Source organism: Kushneria sp. Sum13 (assembly GCF_052692355.1).
Genome location: NZ_CP199847.1, coordinates 878471 through 897036, shown reverse-complemented (window position 1 = coordinate 897036; position 18566 = coordinate 878471). Strand labels below are relative to the sequence as shown.

At 61.0% G+C, this 18566-nt stretch carries 17 protein-coding genes; 5 read left to right on the top strand and 12 right to left on the bottom strand.

What is annotated here, in order from left to right:
- Window positions 1–128: 128 nt before the first annotated feature.
- Window positions 129–2708, bottom strand: coding sequence for an ABC transporter permease (locus tag ACUN8C_RS04220; RefSeq protein WP_445621051.1), 2580 nt, complete (start codon window positions 2706–2708; stop codon window positions 129–131).
- On the bottom strand, window positions 2708–3523 hold the full coding sequence (locus ACUN8C_RS04215; RefSeq protein ID WP_445621050.1) for an ABC transporter ATP-binding protein: 816 nt from the start codon (window positions 3521–3523) through the stop codon (window positions 2708–2710). Before ACUN8C_RS04215 ends, ACUN8C_RS04220 begins: the two co-directional genes overlap by 1 nt.
- Window position 3524: 1 nt before the next feature.
- Here ACUN8C_RS04215 and ACUN8C_RS04210 point away from each other — a divergent pair, with 1 nt between their 5' ends.
- Both ACUN8C_RS04210 and ACUN8C_RS04205 read left to right on the top strand, forming a co-directional pair.
- Window positions 3525–4223: an arylesterase gene (locus tag ACUN8C_RS04210; RefSeq protein ID WP_445621049.1), complete on the top strand. Its 699-nt coding sequence runs from the start codon at window positions 3525–3527 to the stop codon at window positions 4221–4223.
- 100 nt (window positions 4224–4323) lie between these two features.
- Window positions 4324–5304, top strand: a complete 981-nt coding sequence (locus tag ACUN8C_RS04205) for a zinc transporter ZntB (RefSeq protein ID WP_445621048.1) — start codon at window positions 4324–4326, stop codon at window positions 5302–5304.
- Between the two features lie 61 nt (window positions 5305–5365).
- Here ACUN8C_RS04205 and ACUN8C_RS04200 read toward each other — a convergent pair whose 3' ends face one another.
- The gene (locus ACUN8C_RS04200; RefSeq protein WP_445621047.1) at window positions 5366–5650 is read right to left on the bottom strand and encodes a SelT/SelW/SelH family protein; all 285 of its coding nucleotides are present in this window, start codon (window positions 5648–5650) and stop codon (window positions 5366–5368) included.
- A 250-nt stretch (window positions 5651–5900) separates the two neighbouring features.
- Here ACUN8C_RS04200 and ACUN8C_RS04195 point away from each other — a divergent pair, with 250 nt between their 5' ends.
- The 3 genes from ACUN8C_RS04195 (at window position 5901) to ettA (ending at window position 8543) form a co-directional block, all read left to right on the top strand.
- Window positions 5901–6338 carry a PAS domain-containing protein gene (locus ACUN8C_RS04195; protein WP_445621046.1) on the top strand — a complete coding sequence of 146 codons (438 nt, stop codon included), beginning with the start codon at window positions 5901–5903 and terminating at the stop codon, window positions 6336–6338.
- A gap of 179 nt (window positions 6339–6517) precedes the next feature.
- Window positions 6518–6706, top strand: a complete 189-nt coding sequence (locus tag ACUN8C_RS04190) for a PA3496 family putative envelope integrity protein (RefSeq protein ID WP_108843162.1) — start codon at window positions 6518–6520, stop codon at window positions 6704–6706.
- A 175-nt stretch (window positions 6707–6881) separates the two neighbouring features.
- Entirely contained in the window at window positions 6882–8543 is a 1662-nt protein-coding gene (gene ettA, locus ACUN8C_RS04185) for an energy-dependent translational throttle protein EttA (protein WP_445621045.1), read from the top strand.
- Window positions 8544–8682: 139 nt separating this feature from the next.
- Here ettA and lpxL read toward each other — a convergent pair whose 3' ends face one another.
- The 9 genes from lpxL to ispF all read right to left on the bottom strand — a co-directional run bounded on the left by lpxL (window position 8683) and on the right by ispF (window position 18558).
- Window positions 8683–9615, bottom strand: a complete 933-nt coding sequence (lpxL, locus tag ACUN8C_RS04180; RefSeq protein ID WP_445621044.1) for an LpxL/LpxP family Kdo(2)-lipid IV(A) lauroyl/palmitoleoyl acyltransferase — start codon at window positions 9613–9615, stop codon at window positions 8683–8685.
- Between the two features lie 139 nt (window positions 9616–9754).
- Window positions 9755–10891 carry an alanine racemase gene (gene alr / locus ACUN8C_RS04175; RefSeq protein ID WP_445621043.1) on the bottom strand — a complete coding sequence of 379 codons (1137 nt, stop codon included), beginning with the start codon at window positions 10889–10891 and terminating at the stop codon, window positions 9755–9757.
- A 30-nt stretch (window positions 10892–10921) separates the two neighbouring features.
- On the bottom strand, window positions 10922–12514 hold the full coding sequence (locus ACUN8C_RS04170) for a TolC family outer membrane protein (protein ID WP_445621042.1): 1593 nt from the start codon (window positions 12512–12514) through the stop codon (window positions 10922–10924).
- A 300-nt stretch (window positions 12515–12814) separates the two neighbouring features.
- Window positions 12815–13795: an RNA polymerase sigma factor RpoS gene (gene rpoS / locus ACUN8C_RS04165; RefSeq protein WP_445621041.1), complete on the bottom strand. Its 981-nt coding sequence runs from the start codon at window positions 13793–13795 to the stop codon at window positions 12815–12817.
- A 110-nt stretch (window positions 13796–13905) separates the two neighbouring features.
- Window positions 13906–14997, bottom strand: coding sequence for a peptidoglycan DD-metalloendopeptidase family protein (locus ACUN8C_RS04160; protein WP_445621040.1), 1092 nt, complete (start codon window positions 14995–14997; stop codon window positions 13906–13908).
- Window positions 14998–15006: 9 nt separating this feature from the next.
- On the bottom strand, window positions 15007–15960 hold the full coding sequence (locus ACUN8C_RS04155; protein ID WP_445621039.1) for a DUF368 domain-containing protein: 954 nt from the start codon (window positions 15958–15960) through the stop codon (window positions 15007–15009).
- A 191-nt stretch (window positions 15961–16151) separates the two neighbouring features.
- Window positions 16152–16928, bottom strand: coding sequence for a 5'/3'-nucleotidase SurE (gene surE, locus ACUN8C_RS04150; RefSeq protein ID WP_445621038.1), 777 nt, complete (start codon window positions 16926–16928; stop codon window positions 16152–16154).
- 89 nt (window positions 16929–17017) lie between these two features.
- Complete coding sequence (truD, locus tag ACUN8C_RS04145; RefSeq protein ID WP_445621037.1) at window positions 17018–18064, bottom strand: tRNA pseudouridine(13) synthase TruD; 1047 nt, start codon at window positions 18062–18064, stop codon at window positions 17018–17020.
- Window positions 18065–18072: 8 nt separating this feature from the next.
- Window positions 18073–18558, bottom strand: coding sequence for a 2-C-methyl-D-erythritol 2,4-cyclodiphosphate synthase (ispF, locus tag ACUN8C_RS04140; RefSeq protein WP_445621825.1), 486 nt, complete (start codon window positions 18556–18558; stop codon window positions 18073–18075).
- Window positions 18559–18566 lie beyond the last annotated feature (8 nt).

Sequence of the window (18566 nt, the reverse complement as noted above, 5' to 3'; positions counted from 1 at the left end):
CACTGTCAAAATAATGACATTTAAAGGCTCTGCACTGTGTCGTTTCCTCCCCCTTTAAATGCTGAAATGCCCGGGCATTGCTGACCGGGCATTTCATTCAATGGTTCTGACTCGTGAAAGGGGCTTGCCTACCCCTCCCCCAGCAGCCGCAGACTTTCCATCGGGGCCTGACGTCGCAGCGGTGTACTGAGCAGATACCCGATACCGCCGATTAAAATTGCCCCGCCCAGTGGCATTAAAAGCCATACGCTTAAATGCACGCGCACGTCGAGGTCCAGCCAGACGCTATACAGCAGCGCGCTGACCCCTTCTGCCAGCATGGCGCCCAGCAGGCCGCTACAAAAACCGAGCCAGCCAAACTCCGCCAGCTGAGTGCGCACCAGCCGTCGATCGCCGGCGCCAAACACCCTGAGCAATGCCCATTCATGACTACGGGCCGGTCGGGAGGCCGTCAGCGCGGCATACAGCACGGCAATACCGGCCAGCAAAACGAACAGCAACACCAGTTCCACGGCTCTTGAGACCTGGCGCAGCAGATCACGCACCTGCTGCAGAATGGCGTCGATATCCAGCAGCGAGACCGAGGGATATTGCTGTATCAGCGGCCCCAGTGCCTGCTGCTGATCCAGCGGCAGATGAAAGGCGGTGATAAAACTGTGGCTAAAGCGCTCAAGCGACCCGGGCGGAAAAATCACGAAGAAGTTGGGCTGAAACGACTCCCAATCCACATTGCGCAGGCTGGTAATGCTGGCCGTGATCTCGCGCCCGCCGATATCGAACGTCAGCCGGTCACCGAGCCCGAGAGACAATTCCTTCGCCATGCTTTCCGCGACCGATACGCCCACCGGCGCATCGCGAGTCCCCGCCTGCCCGTCCTGGTCATCGCCGTTTGAAAACCAGGCGCCCTGCGTCAGCGTATTGCTGTCGGGCATGGTCGCCGCCCAGGTCAGATTAATCTCACGGCGCAGGTTGCCATCGTTGCGAGCCGTTTCCGGGACCGCATCGCGCGCGGTCACGCCGTTGATCTCGACCAGTCGCCCACGCACGATGGGATAGACCTCCGAGCGGCTATCGGTAATGTCATCCAGCGCGCTGATAAACCCTTCTCGCTGGCTGGGCTGAATGTTGATGGCAAATTGATTGGGGGCATCAACGGGCAGTTTCGACTGCCAGTCATCGATCAGGTCGGTACGCACCAGTGCAATCAGCGCCATCAGGGCGAAGGTGACGGCAAAGGCCAGGATTTGACCGATGCTGGATTGTCGACGCCGCGCCAGCTGTCGGCTGCCCATGCGCCAGTGCCGTGGCAATAACGTTGCCCCGCGCAGCAGCAGCGACAGCATCACCTGGGCGACACCCCACAGTACAACCAGGGTCACCAGCCCACCGACCAACAGCCCGGCTGACAGCACAAGATCGCCGCTATAAAGCCACAGCAGTGCCCCGAACATGAGACTGGCACAGGCAATGATCAGCCAGCCGGCGGCCGGCAGCGGTGCCAGCTCCCGACGCAGCACCTTGAGGGCGCTGACCTGCTTGAGGCGCAACAGCGTCGGCCCGGCAAACCCGATCAGGATGGCCACGGCCGTGAGCATGCCCAGCAGTAATGGCAGCGGCCCCGGTGGCGGTAACTCCAGCGGCAGAAATTGCACCAGCAGGCTCAGTAGCGCCCACTGGCCGATCAGCCCCAGCACCGCACCGACGGCCGCAGCGGTCAGGGCCAGCATGGCCAGCTGCGCGGCAAAGATACGCGAGAGCTGCTGCTGACTGGCGCCAAGGCAGCGCATCAGGGCCGCCGTATCCAGATGACGCTCGACATAGCGCCGGGTGGCCATGGCCACCGCGACGCCGGCCAGCAGCACGGCAGCCAGCCCCGACAGGCTCAGGTATTGCTGGGAGCGCTCCAGTGCCCGACCGATGCGCGGACTGTCCTTGCGCACATCGATCACGCGAATGCCGCGGTCCTGCCAGGCTTCGAGCTGGTTATCCAGCGAACTGACCGCCTCCGGCGGGCCGGCGGCCAGCAGGCGCCAGGTCAATCGGGCACCGGGGGCAATAAGCCCCGAACGCTCCAGATCCGGCAGGTTGATCATGATGCGTGGGTTAAAGCTGGCCAGCCCCACATCCTGATCCGGCTCCTCTAAAATCCAGCCGCTGATCCGAAACTGCTCATCCCCCAGCGTCAGTGCGTCTCCCAACTCAAGTCCCAGTGCGGTGCCCAGCCGCGGCTCGACCCAGACAGTATGGCGATCGGGAAGCCGAGTGGTGGTCTCGGCCCCGTCGCCAAAGTCGACCTGAAAGCTGCCATATAGCGGATAGGCCGGAGCCACGCCCTTGAGGCTTGCCAGCTGGAAACGATCCTCAAACCCTGCCATTGAGACCGTATTGACCTGGCGCGCCGTGGTCATCCCGGCGTCTTCCAGCGCATCAAGCACCTGCGTATCGAAGGGGTTGCCCTGCACCAGCACCAGATCGCCCCCCAGCAGCTGGCCGGATTGACGCTCCAGCGCGCTGCCGATGCGATCCAGAAAAAAGCCGATCATGGTGGTCGCCGCCACCGCCAGTACCAGTGCCAGAAAGAGCGCGCGGACATCCGCGGCGCGCAGGTCACGCCGGAGGCCCGCCCACCCCAGCCGCAGCGTATGGCCCCACCCGGATGAAGGGCGACGTGTCGGGGGTCCGGCATCAGGCGTCAAGCGAGCAGTCATCAGTGATCAACTCCGTCAGAGTCATGACGCAAGGCCGCAGTATCGGGGCCGCGAACATGCAGTCGTCCCTCGTCAAGCGTCAGGGTACGATCGCAGCGCGCGGCCAGCCGGGGATCGTGGGTGACCAGCACCAGGGTGGTGCCGGATTCCCGGTTGAGCGTAAAGAGCAGGTCCGCTACCCGGTCGCCCGTGGCGCGATCAAGGTTGCCGGTCGGCTCATCGGCAAAGACCAGCGCCGGACGAGTGACAAAGGCACGCGCAATCGCGACCCGCTGCTGCTCGCCACCCGAGAGCTGTTTGGGCAGGTGCTGGACGCGCGCCTCAAGCCCCACGCGCACCAGCCACTGCCGGGCCTGATCGGTATCGACGTTGTGGTCACTCAATTCCAGCGGCAGCAGCACGTTTTCAAGCGCGGTCAGCGTTGGCAGCAGCTGAAAGTTCTGAAACACGAACCCGACCTGCCCGGCCCGAAGACGCGCGCGGCCGTCTTCATCCAGCGAGGACAGCGGCTCGCCGAACAGGTCAAGCTCGCCGTGAGTGAGTGTGTCCAGCCCGGCCAGCAATGCCAGCAGGGTGGATTTTCCCGACCCCGAGCTGCCCACGATGGCCACGCTTTCACCGGCGTGAATCTCCAGATCCAGAGCGTGCAGGATGGTGATGGCGCTTGATCCGCTGCCCACGGTCTTTTCAAGCTGGCGCGCCGTCAGGATCGGTGTTCTATCCTGTGGGCGTGCGCTTCGTGCATGATCATCCTGTAAACGATCATCCTGACCGGGGTGTTCAACGTCCTGTTTTCTGGTTTCTGGAGTCGACATCTTGCGCTACCTGAATTGGATGAAGGTTTCACATCGCCTCGCGCCGAAGGCCCGACGCCTGCTGATGGTGCTGGCGGTTGTGCTGGCAGCAGTTCTACAGCCGGTTCATGCCGAAACGCTGCTGGTAGTGGGCGACAGCCTCAGTGCGGCCCGCGGTATCGATCGTGACGAAGGCTGGGTCAACCTGCTGCGTCAGCGGCTGGAGACCAAGGCGCCGGGTGAGCATACGGTGATCAATGCCAGCATCAGCGGCGACACCACAGTAGCCGGTCTTGAGCGGCTGCCAAAAGCGCTTGAAACGCACCATCCCGATATTGTGCTGCTGGAGCTGGGGGGCAACGATGGTTTACAGGGGCTGCCCCCAAGGCGCATGCAGGATAACCTGGCGCAAATGATCGAGAAGAGCCAGGCCAGTGGCGCACGGGTGGCCCTGCTGGGCATTCTGATTCCCCCCAACTATGGCCAGACGTATACGAAGGCCTTCGCCAACGTTTTCCCAACGCTTGCCAGCCAATATGATGTGCCGCTGGTGCCCTTTATTCTTGAGGGTGTGGCGCTCAATGATGAGCTGATGCAGGACGATCGCATTCATCCCAACGCAAAGGGACAGCCCATCATGCTTGATAATATCTGGCCTACCGTGGCCGCCATGCTGGATAAAGCATCGCCAGGTGATGCGACGCCTGCCAGCCGCCATTAAGCACTGATTCAATCCCGGGTACTGGCTCAATCACAAGCCCTGATTCAATCACGGCGGCGTGGCCGCCCTGTTTTTTTCGACTTACGGTGGAACCCCTGACATGTCCTCTGCTTCTCCTTCTTCCTTTGTGGTGGCCTATCGTCTGGATGGCCAGGGCAGCGGTACGCCGCTGGACCATGAGGCGCTTTCCCGCGTCTGGCATCACGACGAGGCACAGCTCTGGATGCATCTGGACTTTACCCACAAGGATGTCGATCACTTTCTTGGCACCATTGCAGAGCTTGACGAAGACATCATCGAGGCGCTGACGGAAGAAGATACCCGCCCGCGCGTGGCGGTGTTCAAGGGCGGGAGAATCACGACCCTGCGCGGCATCAACCTGAATCCGGGCGCCGACCCCGATGACCTGGTCTCGCTGCGGGTCTGGCTGACCGAGAATCGACTGATCACCGTGCGTCGGCGGCCGCTGCAGTCGATTACTCGCGTTCGTGCCTATCTTGATGCCGGTGAGGGTGCCCGCAATGTCGGCGAACTGATGGCCGGCATGGCCGATACCCTGGTCGACCGTGTCGGGGATCTGACTCACCAGATCGATGATTCGCTCAGCGAGCTGGAAGAGCGCCAGACCGTCCAGGACGCGCCTGCCATCACCAATGAGGAGCTGACCGATATCCGCCAGCCGCTGATCACGCTGCGCCGGTTCATGGAGCCGCAGTACCACTGTCTGGCACGCCTTGCCGAGGATGACATCTTCGATGAGACCGCGCGGCTATGGCTTCGCGAAGCGTCCAACCAGCTCTTTCGCTACGTCGAGGATTTTCGCGCCATGCAGGAGCGTGCCCTGATTCTGCAGGAGCAGATCTGGAACTCACACAATGAACGGCTCAACGAGCGCATGTACCTGATGGCCATCATGACGGCCATTTTCCTGCCCCTGACCTTTCTGACCGGCCTTTTGGGCATCAACGTCGGCGGTATTCCCGGTGCCTCAAGCCCGGCAGGCTTTACCGTGGTCGTCGTGCTGTCGATGGTGGTCGGTGCCGGCGTGATGGCCGTTTTGAAAAAATGGCGCTGGTGGTAACCCTCTGGTGATAGCCCTTTAAAATCTGGTGATAGCCCTTTAAAAACAGTGGCCGGGCAGCTCAGCGGTCGATATGCCCCAGATCGCGCTCGGGGTCGAGCCGGTCTCGTACGCGCCGCTTGAGCTCCTTGATGTCGGGAAAGCCGCCATCGCGCTTGCGCTCCCAGAGCACCTCGGAGGTGCCCTGCTCATCACAGGTCATCACCACCTCGAAATGGCCGCCGTGGCCGGGGGCCAGCGCCACCTGCTCAAGGCTTTCGCCAAAGGTGGATAACAGCTCCTGCGCGTACCAGCCGGCGCGCAGCAGCCACTGGCACTGGGTGCAGTAGTGAATGGTAACTTTCATGAAGGACTCCTTATGAGGGAACAGCAGCTTTTCGTTCAGGACCATGGGGTTACATCATGCAACAGAGGTCCTTAAAAAACACCGCCAACTATTAGTTAATCTAATGAAGCCCCGCGCAAAAGGCACTTTTACTACTCATTATGCTGGCTTCGCGCCTGTCGGACTTCATATCATGCAAGCCTATCTTTCATGACCGAAAAGTCGCCACCTGCATGGCAGGGCAGCATTTTCATTTGAGGAAGCATCGATCATGCAAACACAGCGGATGATCAGCCCCGAGCTGCTCGAACGTGTCGTTAATGCCTCGGAAGACGGTATTGTCGTGGCAGAGCGGGAAGGCAACGAGAACATCCTGATCTACGTCAACAGCGGCTTTGAACGTCTGACGGGCTACAGCGCCGATGACATCCTCTATCGCGACTGCCGCTTTTTGCAAAATGGTGACAATCAGCAGCCCGGCCTTGACCGCATTCGTGATGCCCTCAAGGAAGGTCATCCCTGCCGTGAAATCATTCGCAACTACAAAAAGGATGGCGCCCTGTTCTGGAATGAACTTTCCATCACCCCCATCCACGATGAAGAGGATCAGCTTCTGTACTTCATCGGCGTCCAGAAGGATGTAACCGGTCTGATGGAAGCCCAGCAGGAGCTCGAGCGTCTGCGTGCTCGCGTCGAAGAGACGTCCTGAGTGCCGTTGACCACTACCTGCTCATGACGCTTTTGAACGCCCGCCACCAGCGGGCCGGATGGCTTTTCCCCGGTCATCGACACCCTTGTCAGCCATCAAGACCATGAACACGTCAAAACCGCTTGCCTGAGGCCACAAAGGGCGCTATATAGCCTTTTTTGCAGCTAAGGGCAGTCACCATGAGTACCGAGCTGTTTGATGAAGCACCCGATGAGTTCGAAGCGGTCAACGATGACACCTGGACGCCCAATGCGCGTCCCAAAAAGGGAGAGATCTGCGCGCGCCGGCGCGTTGAGACGCTGCTGGAAAAACGTCGACTCGAGCGCGATCTGATCGATGGCTGGGAAGCGTGGGACGAGGAGGAATAGCTCGACGCTTCCCCTGCAGGGCGCCCATGTGGCGCCCTGAACGTTTGTGACCACGCCATTGCCCACCGCTTGACGCTGGCCGTGATGCCCTGTGATCTCTATCATCACGGTACTGGCAGACGACTGCCTCTGATACCCTGCCTATCACCATTGACTACGAGGCTGAATCCACTCCATGGCGCAATACGTATATACCATGAATCGGGTGGGCAAGACCGTGCCCCCCAAGCGTGACATCCTCAAGGATATCTCCCTGTCGTTTTTTCCCGGCGCCAAGATCGGCGTGCTCGGGCTGAACGGTTCGGGCAAGTCATCCCTTCTGAGAATCATGGCGGGCGTCGATCAGGACTATCACGGCGAAGCCCGCCCCATGCCCAACCTCAACGTGGGTTACCTGCCGCAGGAACCGGTGCTTGACGACAGCAAGACGGTCCGCGAGACCGTTGAGGAAGCGCTGTCCGCCATTACCGAAGCGCAGGCAAAGCTTGATGCCGTCTACGCCGCCTACGCCGAGCCGGACGCCGACTTTGATGCGCTGGCCGCCGAACAGGCCCGCCTTGAGAACATGATCGAGGCCAGTGACGCCCACAATCTCGAGCGCAAGCTGGAAGTGGCCGCTGAAGCCCTGCGTCTGCCGCCGTGGGACGCGCTTGTCGAGCATCTCTCGGGCGGTGAGCGTCGCCGTGTCGCCCTGTGCCGACTGCTGCTGTCAGGCCCGGACATGCTGCTGCTCGATGAGCCGACCAACCACCTGGATGCTGAATCCGTGGGCTGGCTCGAGCGCTTTCTGACCGAGTTCAACGGCACCGTCGTGGCGGTCACCCACGACCGCTACTTCCTGGACAACGCCGCCGGCTGGATTCTTGAGCTCGACCGCGGCCGCGGCATTCCCTGGGAAGGCAACTACTCCACCTGGCTTGAAGCCAAGGAGAAGCGTCTCGAGCAGGAAGCCAAGCAGGAAGCCACGCGTCAAAAGGCGATCAAGCAGGAGCTTGAGTGGGTTCGCCAGAACCCCAAGGGTCGCCAGGCCAAGAGCAAGGCGCGCCTCAATCGCTTTGACGAGCTGCAGTCCGGCGATTTCCAGAAGCGCAACGAAACCAACGAGATCTACATTCCGCCGGGACCGCGTCTGGGCGACAAGGTCATCGAGCTGCATAACGTCACCAAGCGTTTTGGCGACAAGATGCTGATCGAGGATCTGACCCTGTCTGTCCCGCCGGGCGCGATCGTGGGCATTGTGGGCGGCAACGGTGCCGGCAAGTCGACGCTTTTCCGCATGATCACCGGTCAGGAGCAGCCCGACAGCGGTGAAGTGGTGATTGGCGAGACCGTCGACATCGCCTACGTCGAGCAGCTGCGCGATGCGATGGACGATCGCCAGACTGTCTGGGAAGCCGTTTCCGGCGGCCAGGACATGCTCAGCATCAATGGCTACGAAGTGTCTTCGCGCGCTTATGTCGGTCGCTTCAACTTCAAGGGCAACGACCAGCAGAAGTATCTGAAGGACCTTTCCGGTGGGGAACGGGGTCGCCTGCAGCTGGCCCAGACGCTCAAGCAGGGTGCCAACGTGCTGCTGCTCGATGAGCCCTCCAACGACCTGGACATCGAGACCCTGCGCGCACTGGAAGAGGCCCTGCTGGCCTTCCCGGGCTGTGCGATGGTCATCAGCCACGACCGCTGGTTCCTGGACCGTGTCGCCACGCACATCCTGGCCTACGAAGGCGACTCCCACGTGGAGTTCTTCGAAGGCAACTACACCGACTATGAAGCGGACTATCACAAGCGCGTGGGCAGCGACACGCCCAAACGCGTGAAGTACAAGCGTATCGACGCCTGATCGAGTTCGGTCTCCAGTGCATTAAAAGGGCCACCCCATTGGGGTGGCCCTTTTTTATGACACGGCTTTTTATAACGTGGCTTTTTTGATGACGTGGCTTTGATGACGGTTCTTCTATCACGGCCCTTCTGTCACGACGTCAACCCTGGTCGTAGAAGGACGCCTCCCCTTCCGGGCGGGTCTTGAAGCGACGATGCAGCCAGAGATACTGCTCGGGGTGTTTACGAATGGCCATTTCAATAAAGGCGTTGACCTGAGTGGCGTCGGCCACCTCATCGCCACTGGGGAAGTTTTCCAGCGCCGGCAGATACTCGAGCGTGTAGGTGCGGTTGTCCGGATTACGATGAAACATCAGCGGCATGACCGGCGCGCCGGTCATGCGCGCGATCTTGGAGGTCAACCGGATGGAAGCGGCATCAATGCCGAAAAACGGGGCGAACACGCTCGCGTCGCGGCCAAAGTCCTGATCCGGCGAATACCAGACCGCATGACCGCCCTTGACGCGCCGGACCACGCCACGCAGATCATGCCGGTCAATGGCGGCACCGAAAATCCCGCGCCGCGCTTTCGTCATGAAATGCTCGAACAGCGGATTGTTGTGCGGGCGATACACCACGTCAGCATCAAAGAACAGCGAGTGCAGCGCACCGCCCAGATCCAGCGTCGAGAAGTGGATGCCAATGATCAGCACCCCCTTCCCCTGCGCCTTCGCCGCTTCCATGTGCTCGGTGCCCTTGAAGCTGACCCGGTGACGCAGGTGCTCGGGGTCGCGACACCAGCCGGTGGCGGTTTCCAGAATACCGATACCGTTGGCATGGAAGGTACGCCGCACCAGTCTGGCCAGCTCGCGCTCTCCCAGCTCGGGGAAACACAGCCGCAGATTGGTCTCGGTGATATGGCGACGACGTTTGACGAAGCGCCATACCAGCTCGCCAATGGCCGTGCCCACCCACAGCTTGAGCCGCCAGGGCAGAAAGGCGCCCACGCGCATCAAACCAATCGCACACCAGGTGGACCAGTAGCGCGGGTGCGCAAAGGATTCGGGGTAGTCGTGACGTTTGCGTTTACTCATCAATCAGCCTGTGTAACTTCCTGCGGACAGACGCGCTGGCGCATGTGTACCACGCGGCAGACACTGGTAAGGGATCACGGAACAAAGCACCGGCCATCGACAACCCATCAGAACAACTCATCAGAACAACGCGCTGGTATCAGACGCCCTCTCGGCTGTCGTCGTTCTGATGATAACAACGCGGCACGCGCGGCAGTATGCCGGTCAGCAGCGTATAGGCGATGGTATCGCACCAGCTTGCCACCTCGCTGACGCTGAGCACCGCACCGCTGGCGTCACGCCCCCACAGGGTCACGCGTGACCCGATGTCGGCTTCGGGCAGCTCGGTAATGTCCACGGTCAGCATGTCCATCGAGACGCGTCCGGCAATGGCGGCGCGCTGTCCCTCCACCAGAACCGGGGTGCCCTCTCTGGCATGACGATCATAACCATCACCGTAGCCGCAGGCCACCACGCCGACCCGCGTGGGTCGATGGGTGACATGGCGTGCACCATAGCCGATGGGCTCACCGGCCTGTAATTCGCGCACGGCAATGATCCGGCTTTCCAGCGTCATGACCGGGCGAAGCACCTGTTCGATCTCGTCATGCAGCGCGTGCTGGGGTTCCAGCGGATTGACGCCATAGAGCATGACGCCCGGGCGTACCCAGTCATGCCGGGCGGCCGGCACGCTCAGGGTAGCAGGAGAATTGGCAAAACAGCCGGGCAGATTCAGCTGGCGACGCAGGGCATTGATCGTCTCGAGCTGGGAGGTCAAAAGCGGGCTATCGGGGGTGTCGGCCGTGGCGAAATGGGTCATCAGCAGCGTCTGCTCGATCCCGGCGTGCGCCTGCAGACGCTGACAGAGATCACCGACTTCATCGGGGGCAAACCCCAGCCGGTGCATGCCGCTGTCGCATTTGACCAGCACGGTCATTCGGTGCTGCGGCCAGTGCGCGAGCCGCATCAGCAGCGCGTCGACCTGCCAGTGCGTGTGCAGCACGCTCCAGTAGCCGCCCGTAATGACTTCATCGAGCTCATCGGTCTCGAAAAAGCCTTCCAGCAGCACGATGGGACACTCGATGCCGCGGGCACGAAGGGCCTGTCCCTCTTCCAGACAGGCCACTGCCATGGCCGGTGCCAGATCCTGCAGCGCCTGAGCACAGGCGATAGCGCCATGGCCGTAGGCATTTGCCTTGAGCACGGCCATGGCGCGCGCCTCTGGCGCATACCGGCGCGCCTGCAGATAGTTGTGACGCAGCGCATCCAGGTCAATATGCGCCGTCAGCGGCCTCATGTGATCAAGCCCCGTGCAAAAGGATGGGTATCAGTAGCCGGTATCGCCGGGCATACCGCGTCCCAGTCCGCCACGCCCCAGACCGTTGAGATCATTGTCATCCGGCAGGGCGGTACGGTTGGGCGGCGGCAGGCGACGCTGGCCGGCACCTCCCTGGCTGCCTTCCAGCGGACTGGGGCCATTCATGCCGGGGTCGGGCTGATCGTCACCGATGCCAAGCCCCGTGGTTCCCTGCGACTCAAAGTTCAGCAGGACGGCCTTGTCGGCGCGTAGCCAGCCGTTGAGAACATCCAGCGTATCGACATCCAGAATGCCGGCCTCCTGACGAAGACTCAACAGGTTGAGCACATAATCATAACGGGCATCGGCGTAGTTGGAGATCGCGGTAAAGAGATTCTGCTGGGCCTGCAGGACATCGACAATATTACGCGTGCCGACTTCATAGCCATTGCGCGTGGCTTCCAGCGCGCTGCGATTGGACTCGATGGAGCGCTTTTGAGCCTGCACGCTCAGGACATTGTTGAGCGTCTGGGCATAGTAGGAGCGTACCTGCTGAACCGCGGTGCGCAGCTGCGACTCCTGCTGATACTGGGTCTGTTCCAGAGAGAAGGTGCTCTGGCGGACCTGGGCGCTGGTCGAACCCCCGGTGTAGATCGGGATGGTGGCTTCCAGCCCGATCTGGTTCTGTTCGTTGTTCCCGCGCAGGTTGTCCTGATCGCTGTCACCATACTGATAGTTGGCAAAGGCGGACAGGGTCGGCAGGTGGCCGGCACGCGAGGTATCAAGATTGGCTCGCGCCACCTTGACGGCGGCCCGCGCGGCCAGCAGATCCAGGTTCTGGCTGGAGGCCATCTCGACCCATGCCTGCTGGCTGGCCGGTGTCGGACGCTCGATGGGCATGTCATCGGCCAGTCCATCGATGCTGGAATACTGCTTGCCGGTCAGCTGCTCGAGCGCTTCGAAATTGACCTGCAGGGTGCTTTCCTGGGAGATGCGCTGCGAGCGGGTCAGGTCATAGGACGCCTGAGCCTCATACACATCGGTGGCGGCCACAATGCCAACATCAAACTGCTGGCGCACCTGCTCGAGCTGGCGCGAGACGGCCTGCTCTTCGGCGCGCAGGGTGTCGAGCTGCTCCTTGGCACGCAGCACCTCGAAATAGGCCTGAGCGACGTTATACAGAAGCTGCTGGCGATCGACGCGCAGGTTCAGGGCTTCCTGGGCGGTCTGGCGTTTGGACGCTTCCAGCTGATACCAGTTGGTAGCATCAAACAGGGCCTGAGTGGCCTGTACCTGCACCGTACTGCCGGTGTAGTGATTGTCACTGCCACCGCCAGCGTTGATACCGCCAGCGCCCCCACCTGCGCCAGCGCCGGCAAGGTTGCTGCGCTGGGAAGAAGTGATGTTGTAGCGCGTGACGCTGCCGGTAGCACTGACCTGAGGCAGCAGGTCGCCGCGCTCGATGTCTTCACCGGCCTGCACACTGTTATAGCCTGATCTTGAGGCGGCGAGATCGGCGTTGTTGACCAGTGCATCGCGCGCGATGGACATCAGGTCAGCAGCCTGAGCCTGGCCCGCGAGCGAGACGGCAAGCACCAGTGGCAGTACTCTGAACTTACGCATCGAATGATTCCCTGTCTAAAACGGTTATGGCCGTCTCTGGTCAGTATCTTGTGACCGGCGGGCAACCTTGTCGCATTCTTGAGCACACTGTCATGAGCACAGTGCAGCTACCTTATGGGGTGCGAGCTTAGCACATTGCAGGATTTTACATACATCCCTGAATGTTTAAAGGCGGTCAACGCCCGTTGATTGGCCCGGGCAGAAAGGCCAATCAAAAAAACAGCGCCAGATTGGCGCCGTTTTTGATCATCTGCCCGAAGCAGTTGATGGCTTGCCTGACGATGTCAGGCCATAAGCGGCTTACTCAAAGATGGAGTCCAGAGACAGGCCCTGCTTTTCAAGCATGCGACGCAGCTTTTTGAGCGCCTCGACCTGGATCTGGCGAACACGCTCGCGCGTCAGGCCGATCTCTTCGCCCACCTCTTCAAGCGTGGCGGCTTCATGCCCGCGCAGCCCGAAGCGGCGTACCACCACTTCCATTTGCTTTTCGGTCAGCTCGCCCAGCCACTCATCGACATGCGCCTTGACGTCAAAATCGACCAGGTCGGACTCCGGGCCGGACTCGTTTTCATCGGCCAGCGTGTCCAGCAACGGCTTGTCGTTTTCACTGCCGACCGGGTAGTCGACCGAAGACACCCGCTCGTTAAGCCCCATCATCCGCTTGACCGACTCTACCGGACGGTCCAGATGGGTGGCGATATCATCTGCCGTGGGCTCATGGTCAAGCTTCTGGGTCAGCTCGCGCGAGGCACGCAGGTAGACATTGAGTTCCTTGACCACGTGAATGGGCAGACGAATGGTGCGGGTCTGATTCATCAGCGCCCGTTCAATGGTCTGACGAATCCACCAGGTGGCATAGGTCGAAAAGCGAAAGCCGCGCTCGGGGTCGAATTTTTCCACTGCACGAATCAGCCCGAGATTACCTTCCTCGATCAGATCCAGCAGGGTCAGACCACGATTGAGATAGCGCCGCGCGATCTTGACGACCAGGCGCAGGTTGGATTCGATCATGCGCTGGCGTCCGGCAGGGTCACCCTTGCGCGCCAGACGGCCGTAGTAGACTTCCTCTTCCGGTGTCAGAAGCGGAGAAAATCCAATCTCGTTGAGATAAATCTGGGTGGCATCAAGACTTTGATGCTGCTGGCGTTCTTCCCGGTTCAGGGCTTTTTCGAACGCGTCTGCGTTATCCACTTCCTTGTCATTGCTATCATCGAGCGTCAACTCGTTTTCGCTCTCTTCCACTTCAACGTCGTCGTGCAATCCCTGTTCAACCACGCTCATATCGACTTCCCCTTTTCGTTTGAGATTCCCGTGTCATCGACCATGTCGACAACCCTTCGGGTCTCATAACACCGCTCATCTCGATAGGGATGAGCGGTCTCCCTGGTGCCTCAGCGATCCGGCAGATACTGCTGCGGATCCTTCGGTTGGCCATCCTGGCGTATTTCAAAATGCAGCTTGACGCTGTCTGCGTCCGTGGACCCCATGGTGGCAATCGTTTCCCCCTGACGCACGACATCGTTTTCCTTGACGTTCAAGGCGTCATTATGCGCGTAGGCGCTGAGGAAGTGATCGTTGTGCTTGAGGATGATGAGATTGCCATAGCCGCGAACGCCATTACCGGCGTAGACGACAATACCGGGGCCGGCTGCCTTGACAGGTTGCCCCTTTTGACCAGCAATATCAATCCCGGCCGTGAGATTTGTCTTGGCGCCAAAATCACCCACCACCTTGCCCTGTGTCGGCCATTGCCACTGGATATTGCTGGTGGGGGTATAGGTGCGATCAGAGCGGTCTTCACTGGTGGTTTTACCCGCCACTGCAGTGCCGCCGGTGTCTTCCTTGCCGGCAGTGCTGCTGCCGGATGAAGCGCTGCTGTCATGTGTCGGAGCCGAACCCTGCGTACCGGTCTGGCTGCTTCCAGAGCCGCTGCCGCCTGCACTACCGGCAGCTGCACTGCCAGCGGCGGCACCCACACCGGCCGCCGCGCCGACGGCGCCCTGGGAAAGCGTCGTTTGCGAGCCGGCATTGGCACCGGTGCTGTGACTGCGATTGATGGAGTCCTCATCCGGGGACAGCCAGCTGTCATCGCCGCCACTGCTGTCAGTGCCCTGAGCACCGCTGAGCGCCGTGGCATGCGTACCGCTGGTGCCCGACGAGGAGGCTGAAGACGCCGAGGACAACGCCGGTGCGTTGACGCCTTCATTAAGCCGCAGCGCCTGGCCGGGCTCGATGGCGTAAGGGGGCGCAAGGTTGTTCAGCGAGGCCAGACGACGGAAATCGATGCCGGTTTTCCAGCCAATCGAGTAGATCGTATCGCCACGCTGGACGTGATAAATGCCGTTGGCCATCGCATTTTGATTGAACGAGGCCTCTTCGACGGCCGGCGCGTTGCTGACCTGAGCGCAGCCGCCCAGCACCGCCATCAGAACAACACTGCTGCCCAGAGTGACCTGTCGCATGCGCAGATGAAATCGAACCATGTCTTTGCTCTACTCCTTTGACATTGATTGACTGTCCGTGGAGACCCGTGACGAGTCACCCCCGGAACGTTCTCCCACGGCCACCACCACGATAAATCCGACCAGCGCCAGCGCCAGTGCGATCCACAGGTGTGCCGGTTCACCGGTGACGGCCGTATAGGCTTCCGGTGACAGCAGTCTGTATTTCAGAGGCACCACTTCGCCATCCGGAGACATCGTATAACTTTCCAGCGAACGCCAGGGCCAGAGTACCGGAAGCGATCCCAGAATAAAGCCGATCAGCAGATAGAGCGTGGTGGAATAGTGATGCTTGAAAAGCCATGACAGCACGCGCGAAAAGGTGAAAAGCCCCAGCAGACAGCCCATCGCAAACTGCGCCATGACGACAAGATCGAACGTCTTGATGGCGTCAATCACGGTGTGATACATGCCCATGGTCAACAACAAAAAGCTGCCGGACACACCGGGCAGCAGCATCGCACTGATCGCAATGGCGCCTGCCACAAACAGCATCAGCGCCCCACCACCGCTGGGCAGGATGGCCGGCAGAAAATGCGCCAGCAGCGCCCCGAGGGCCAGAGGCAACAAAAAGACGAGTCGCCAGCGGTCCAGCCGACGCGCCACCACGATCGCCGAGGCGACCACCAGCCCGAAAAAGAAGGCATTGAGCAGCATGGCCTGGTGGTCCAGCAGATAGCTCACCAGATGGGCAAGGCTCAAAACGCTGGCCGCCACGCCGGCCAGCAGCGGTATCAAAAAGCCAAGATTGAGATGAACGATCAGACCCTTCAGGCCGTGTTCACGCCATGCACCGATCGCGCTCGGACCAAAGCGACGAATGGTCTCGATCAATTCCTGATAGATGCCGGTCACAAACGCGATGGTACCGCCGGAAACACCAGGCACGGAATCCGCCGCTCCCATGCCCATGCCTTTCAGAAAAAGCGTCACATGCCTTTTCACTTGTTCTACTCCAGATAAATGGGCGGCACAAAGACCGACTCGGGAAAACCTGCAAAAGCGCGCGCCGCGGCAACCTGCAAACAGTGCCTGCAACGCGCCTGTTGATGCGAGGGGCGCGAGTATCTCATCGCCCCTGGCAACTGTCTGCCCCGAGGTGCTCAGACACGCTTTATCCGCTCGGTTCTGTCAGTTCAGCTCAAGCCTTCATCCTGCTGACGATGGCGGGTCAACGCCTCGAGCCAGCCGCTGACATCGGCAATCGAGGCGTGACGAGTCAAATCCGTCTGAAGGGGTGTAATGGAAACGTAGCCGGCCTCGATGGCGGCAAAATCGGTGTCTTCGCCCATGTCGGCACTGTCTCCCGAAGCGGCGATCCAGTAGCGGGTGCGCCCCCGCGGATCCTGCAGCCGTATGGGCTGACTGCCCTGGCCACGCTGGCCCTGCCGGGTCACCCGAAATCCCTTGAGTTCTTCCCAGGGCACATCGGGGACGTTGACGTTCAAAAGACTGCGGGGCGGCAGCGCCAGCTGCTCGACGGCGCCGACCAGGGTCGCGGCCACCCGACCGGCCGTGTCGAAATGCTGATGGCCGGCCAGTGACATGGCAATCGCTGAAAGCCCCAGCGACCGCCCTTCCATGGCCGCTGCCACGGTGCCGGAGTAGAGCACGTCATCGCCCAGATTGGCACCATGATTGATGCCGGAGATCACCATATCCACTGTTTCATCAAAGATATCGCTGACCCCCAGATAGACGCAGTCCGCCGGCGTACCGTCCACGCTGTAAAAGCCACTGTCCATCGGCGTCAGCGACAGCGGATAGGCCAGCGTCAGCGAATTGCTGGCGCCGCTGCGGTCGCGATCCGGGGCAATGACTCGAAGCCTTGCCTGATTGACCAGCGCATCATGCAGCGCCCTGAGTCCCGGGGCATGAACCCCGTCATCATTGGATAAAAGCAGTTTGCGCATTGGACGTTCCTGTTCATGTCGGTTCGAAAATGAATAAGACCACCCGGGCACACGACTGTCTGTCCGCTCGGGGCATCGCGCGCTTGATCTTAAAGGGCCGGGTGCTGAAAAAGCTCACGCAGCACGGCCGTGGCGAACCCACCGCGTGCCAGCGAAAATCGAAGCCAGAGCCCTTCACCCTCATACTCAAGCTCGGGCGATTGGAGACAAAGGCGTAACGGCCGCCGCATGGGAGCAGCCCCCGTTTTCTCGATACCCGCGGCAAGCGAGGACTCGCGCTCGGCAACGGCACGCTCAAGCGCAAGCGCCTCACCACCGACGCCGCTGTCACCACGCCCCCAGAGCGGGCCGGTGGGGTGAATATCCAGCGCAGTCAGGCGCGTTCGCAGAGCATCATCGAGTGCTTCACCGGCAAACTGACTGGCGCTGCCCTCGAGGTTGAAAACATCACCCTCCAGACCGCTGGCCCAGTTTCCCTGCTCAATGCGCGCACTCAGCACCTGATTGAACAAAAAACTGCGCGCACTCGACAGCAGAAACCCGTCGCGGTCCTGCTTTTTCTTCCAGCCACGCGCCATCAGCGCTCGGGCACGGGTGAGGTTGCTGCCCTGATGACCAAAGCGCTGGGGCCCGAAATAATTGGGCACGCCGTGCGCTGCCAGTTCATGCCAGCGCGCCTCGAGCGAGCCTTCCGCGACAGCCTCACCCGTCACATACAGGGCAAATCGATTGGCGCGATGCACGCCGCGGCGCAGCTTGCGCGGATGGCGACCAAAACTCAGAAGCGTCAGGCCCTCCATCTCGACCTGTTCGGCAAGCCCCGAGGGCGTTGGCCGCCCGGTCAGCGCCACCGACACCCACTGACGCGTCAGGGCGGTATGATCCTTGAGGCCACTGACCCCGATATCTTTCGTCGCCACCTCCAGCTGATGCGACAGGTGGCGGATCAACTGCGCCGTCGACAGATTGCGCTTTTCACAGTGCAGCCACAGATGCTCGCCCTCGCCCTCGGGCGTAAAGGACATCTGCTCTTCGACCTGAAAGGCTTCGGGAAATTCACGAAATCGCCCTGAATGAGGCGCCTGCCCCAGACTTCTGGCCCAGTCGGGCAGCGGTGACACCGGGGACGTGCTCATGTCCTGTGTCATGACGCCTCGTCATGGCGCATCAACAGCGCCACGGCTTCCACGGCAATGCCCTCTCCGCGACCGGTAAAGCCGAGCTTTTCGGTGGTGGTGGCCTTGACGTTGACACACGACATCTCAAGCGCGATGTCGTCGGCGATCACTTCGCGCATGGCATCAATGTGCGGTGCCATTTTGGGGGCCTGCGCCAGAATGGTGATATCGACGTTGATCAGCCCAAACCCCTGCTGATTGACCAGCGACACCACGTGGCGCAGCAACGCACGGCTGTCGGCACCGCGCCACTGTTCATCGGTATCGGGGAAGTGCCGGCCGATATCGCCCAGAGCAGCGGCCCCCAGCAGCGCATCGCTTAACGCATGCAGCACCACATCGCCATCGGAGTGGGCCACGAAACCGTGATCAAAGGCCACGCGCACGCCGCCCAGCATTAAATGATTCCCCTCGCCAAAGCGATGAACATCAAAGCCATGACCGATACGCAGCCGGGCGA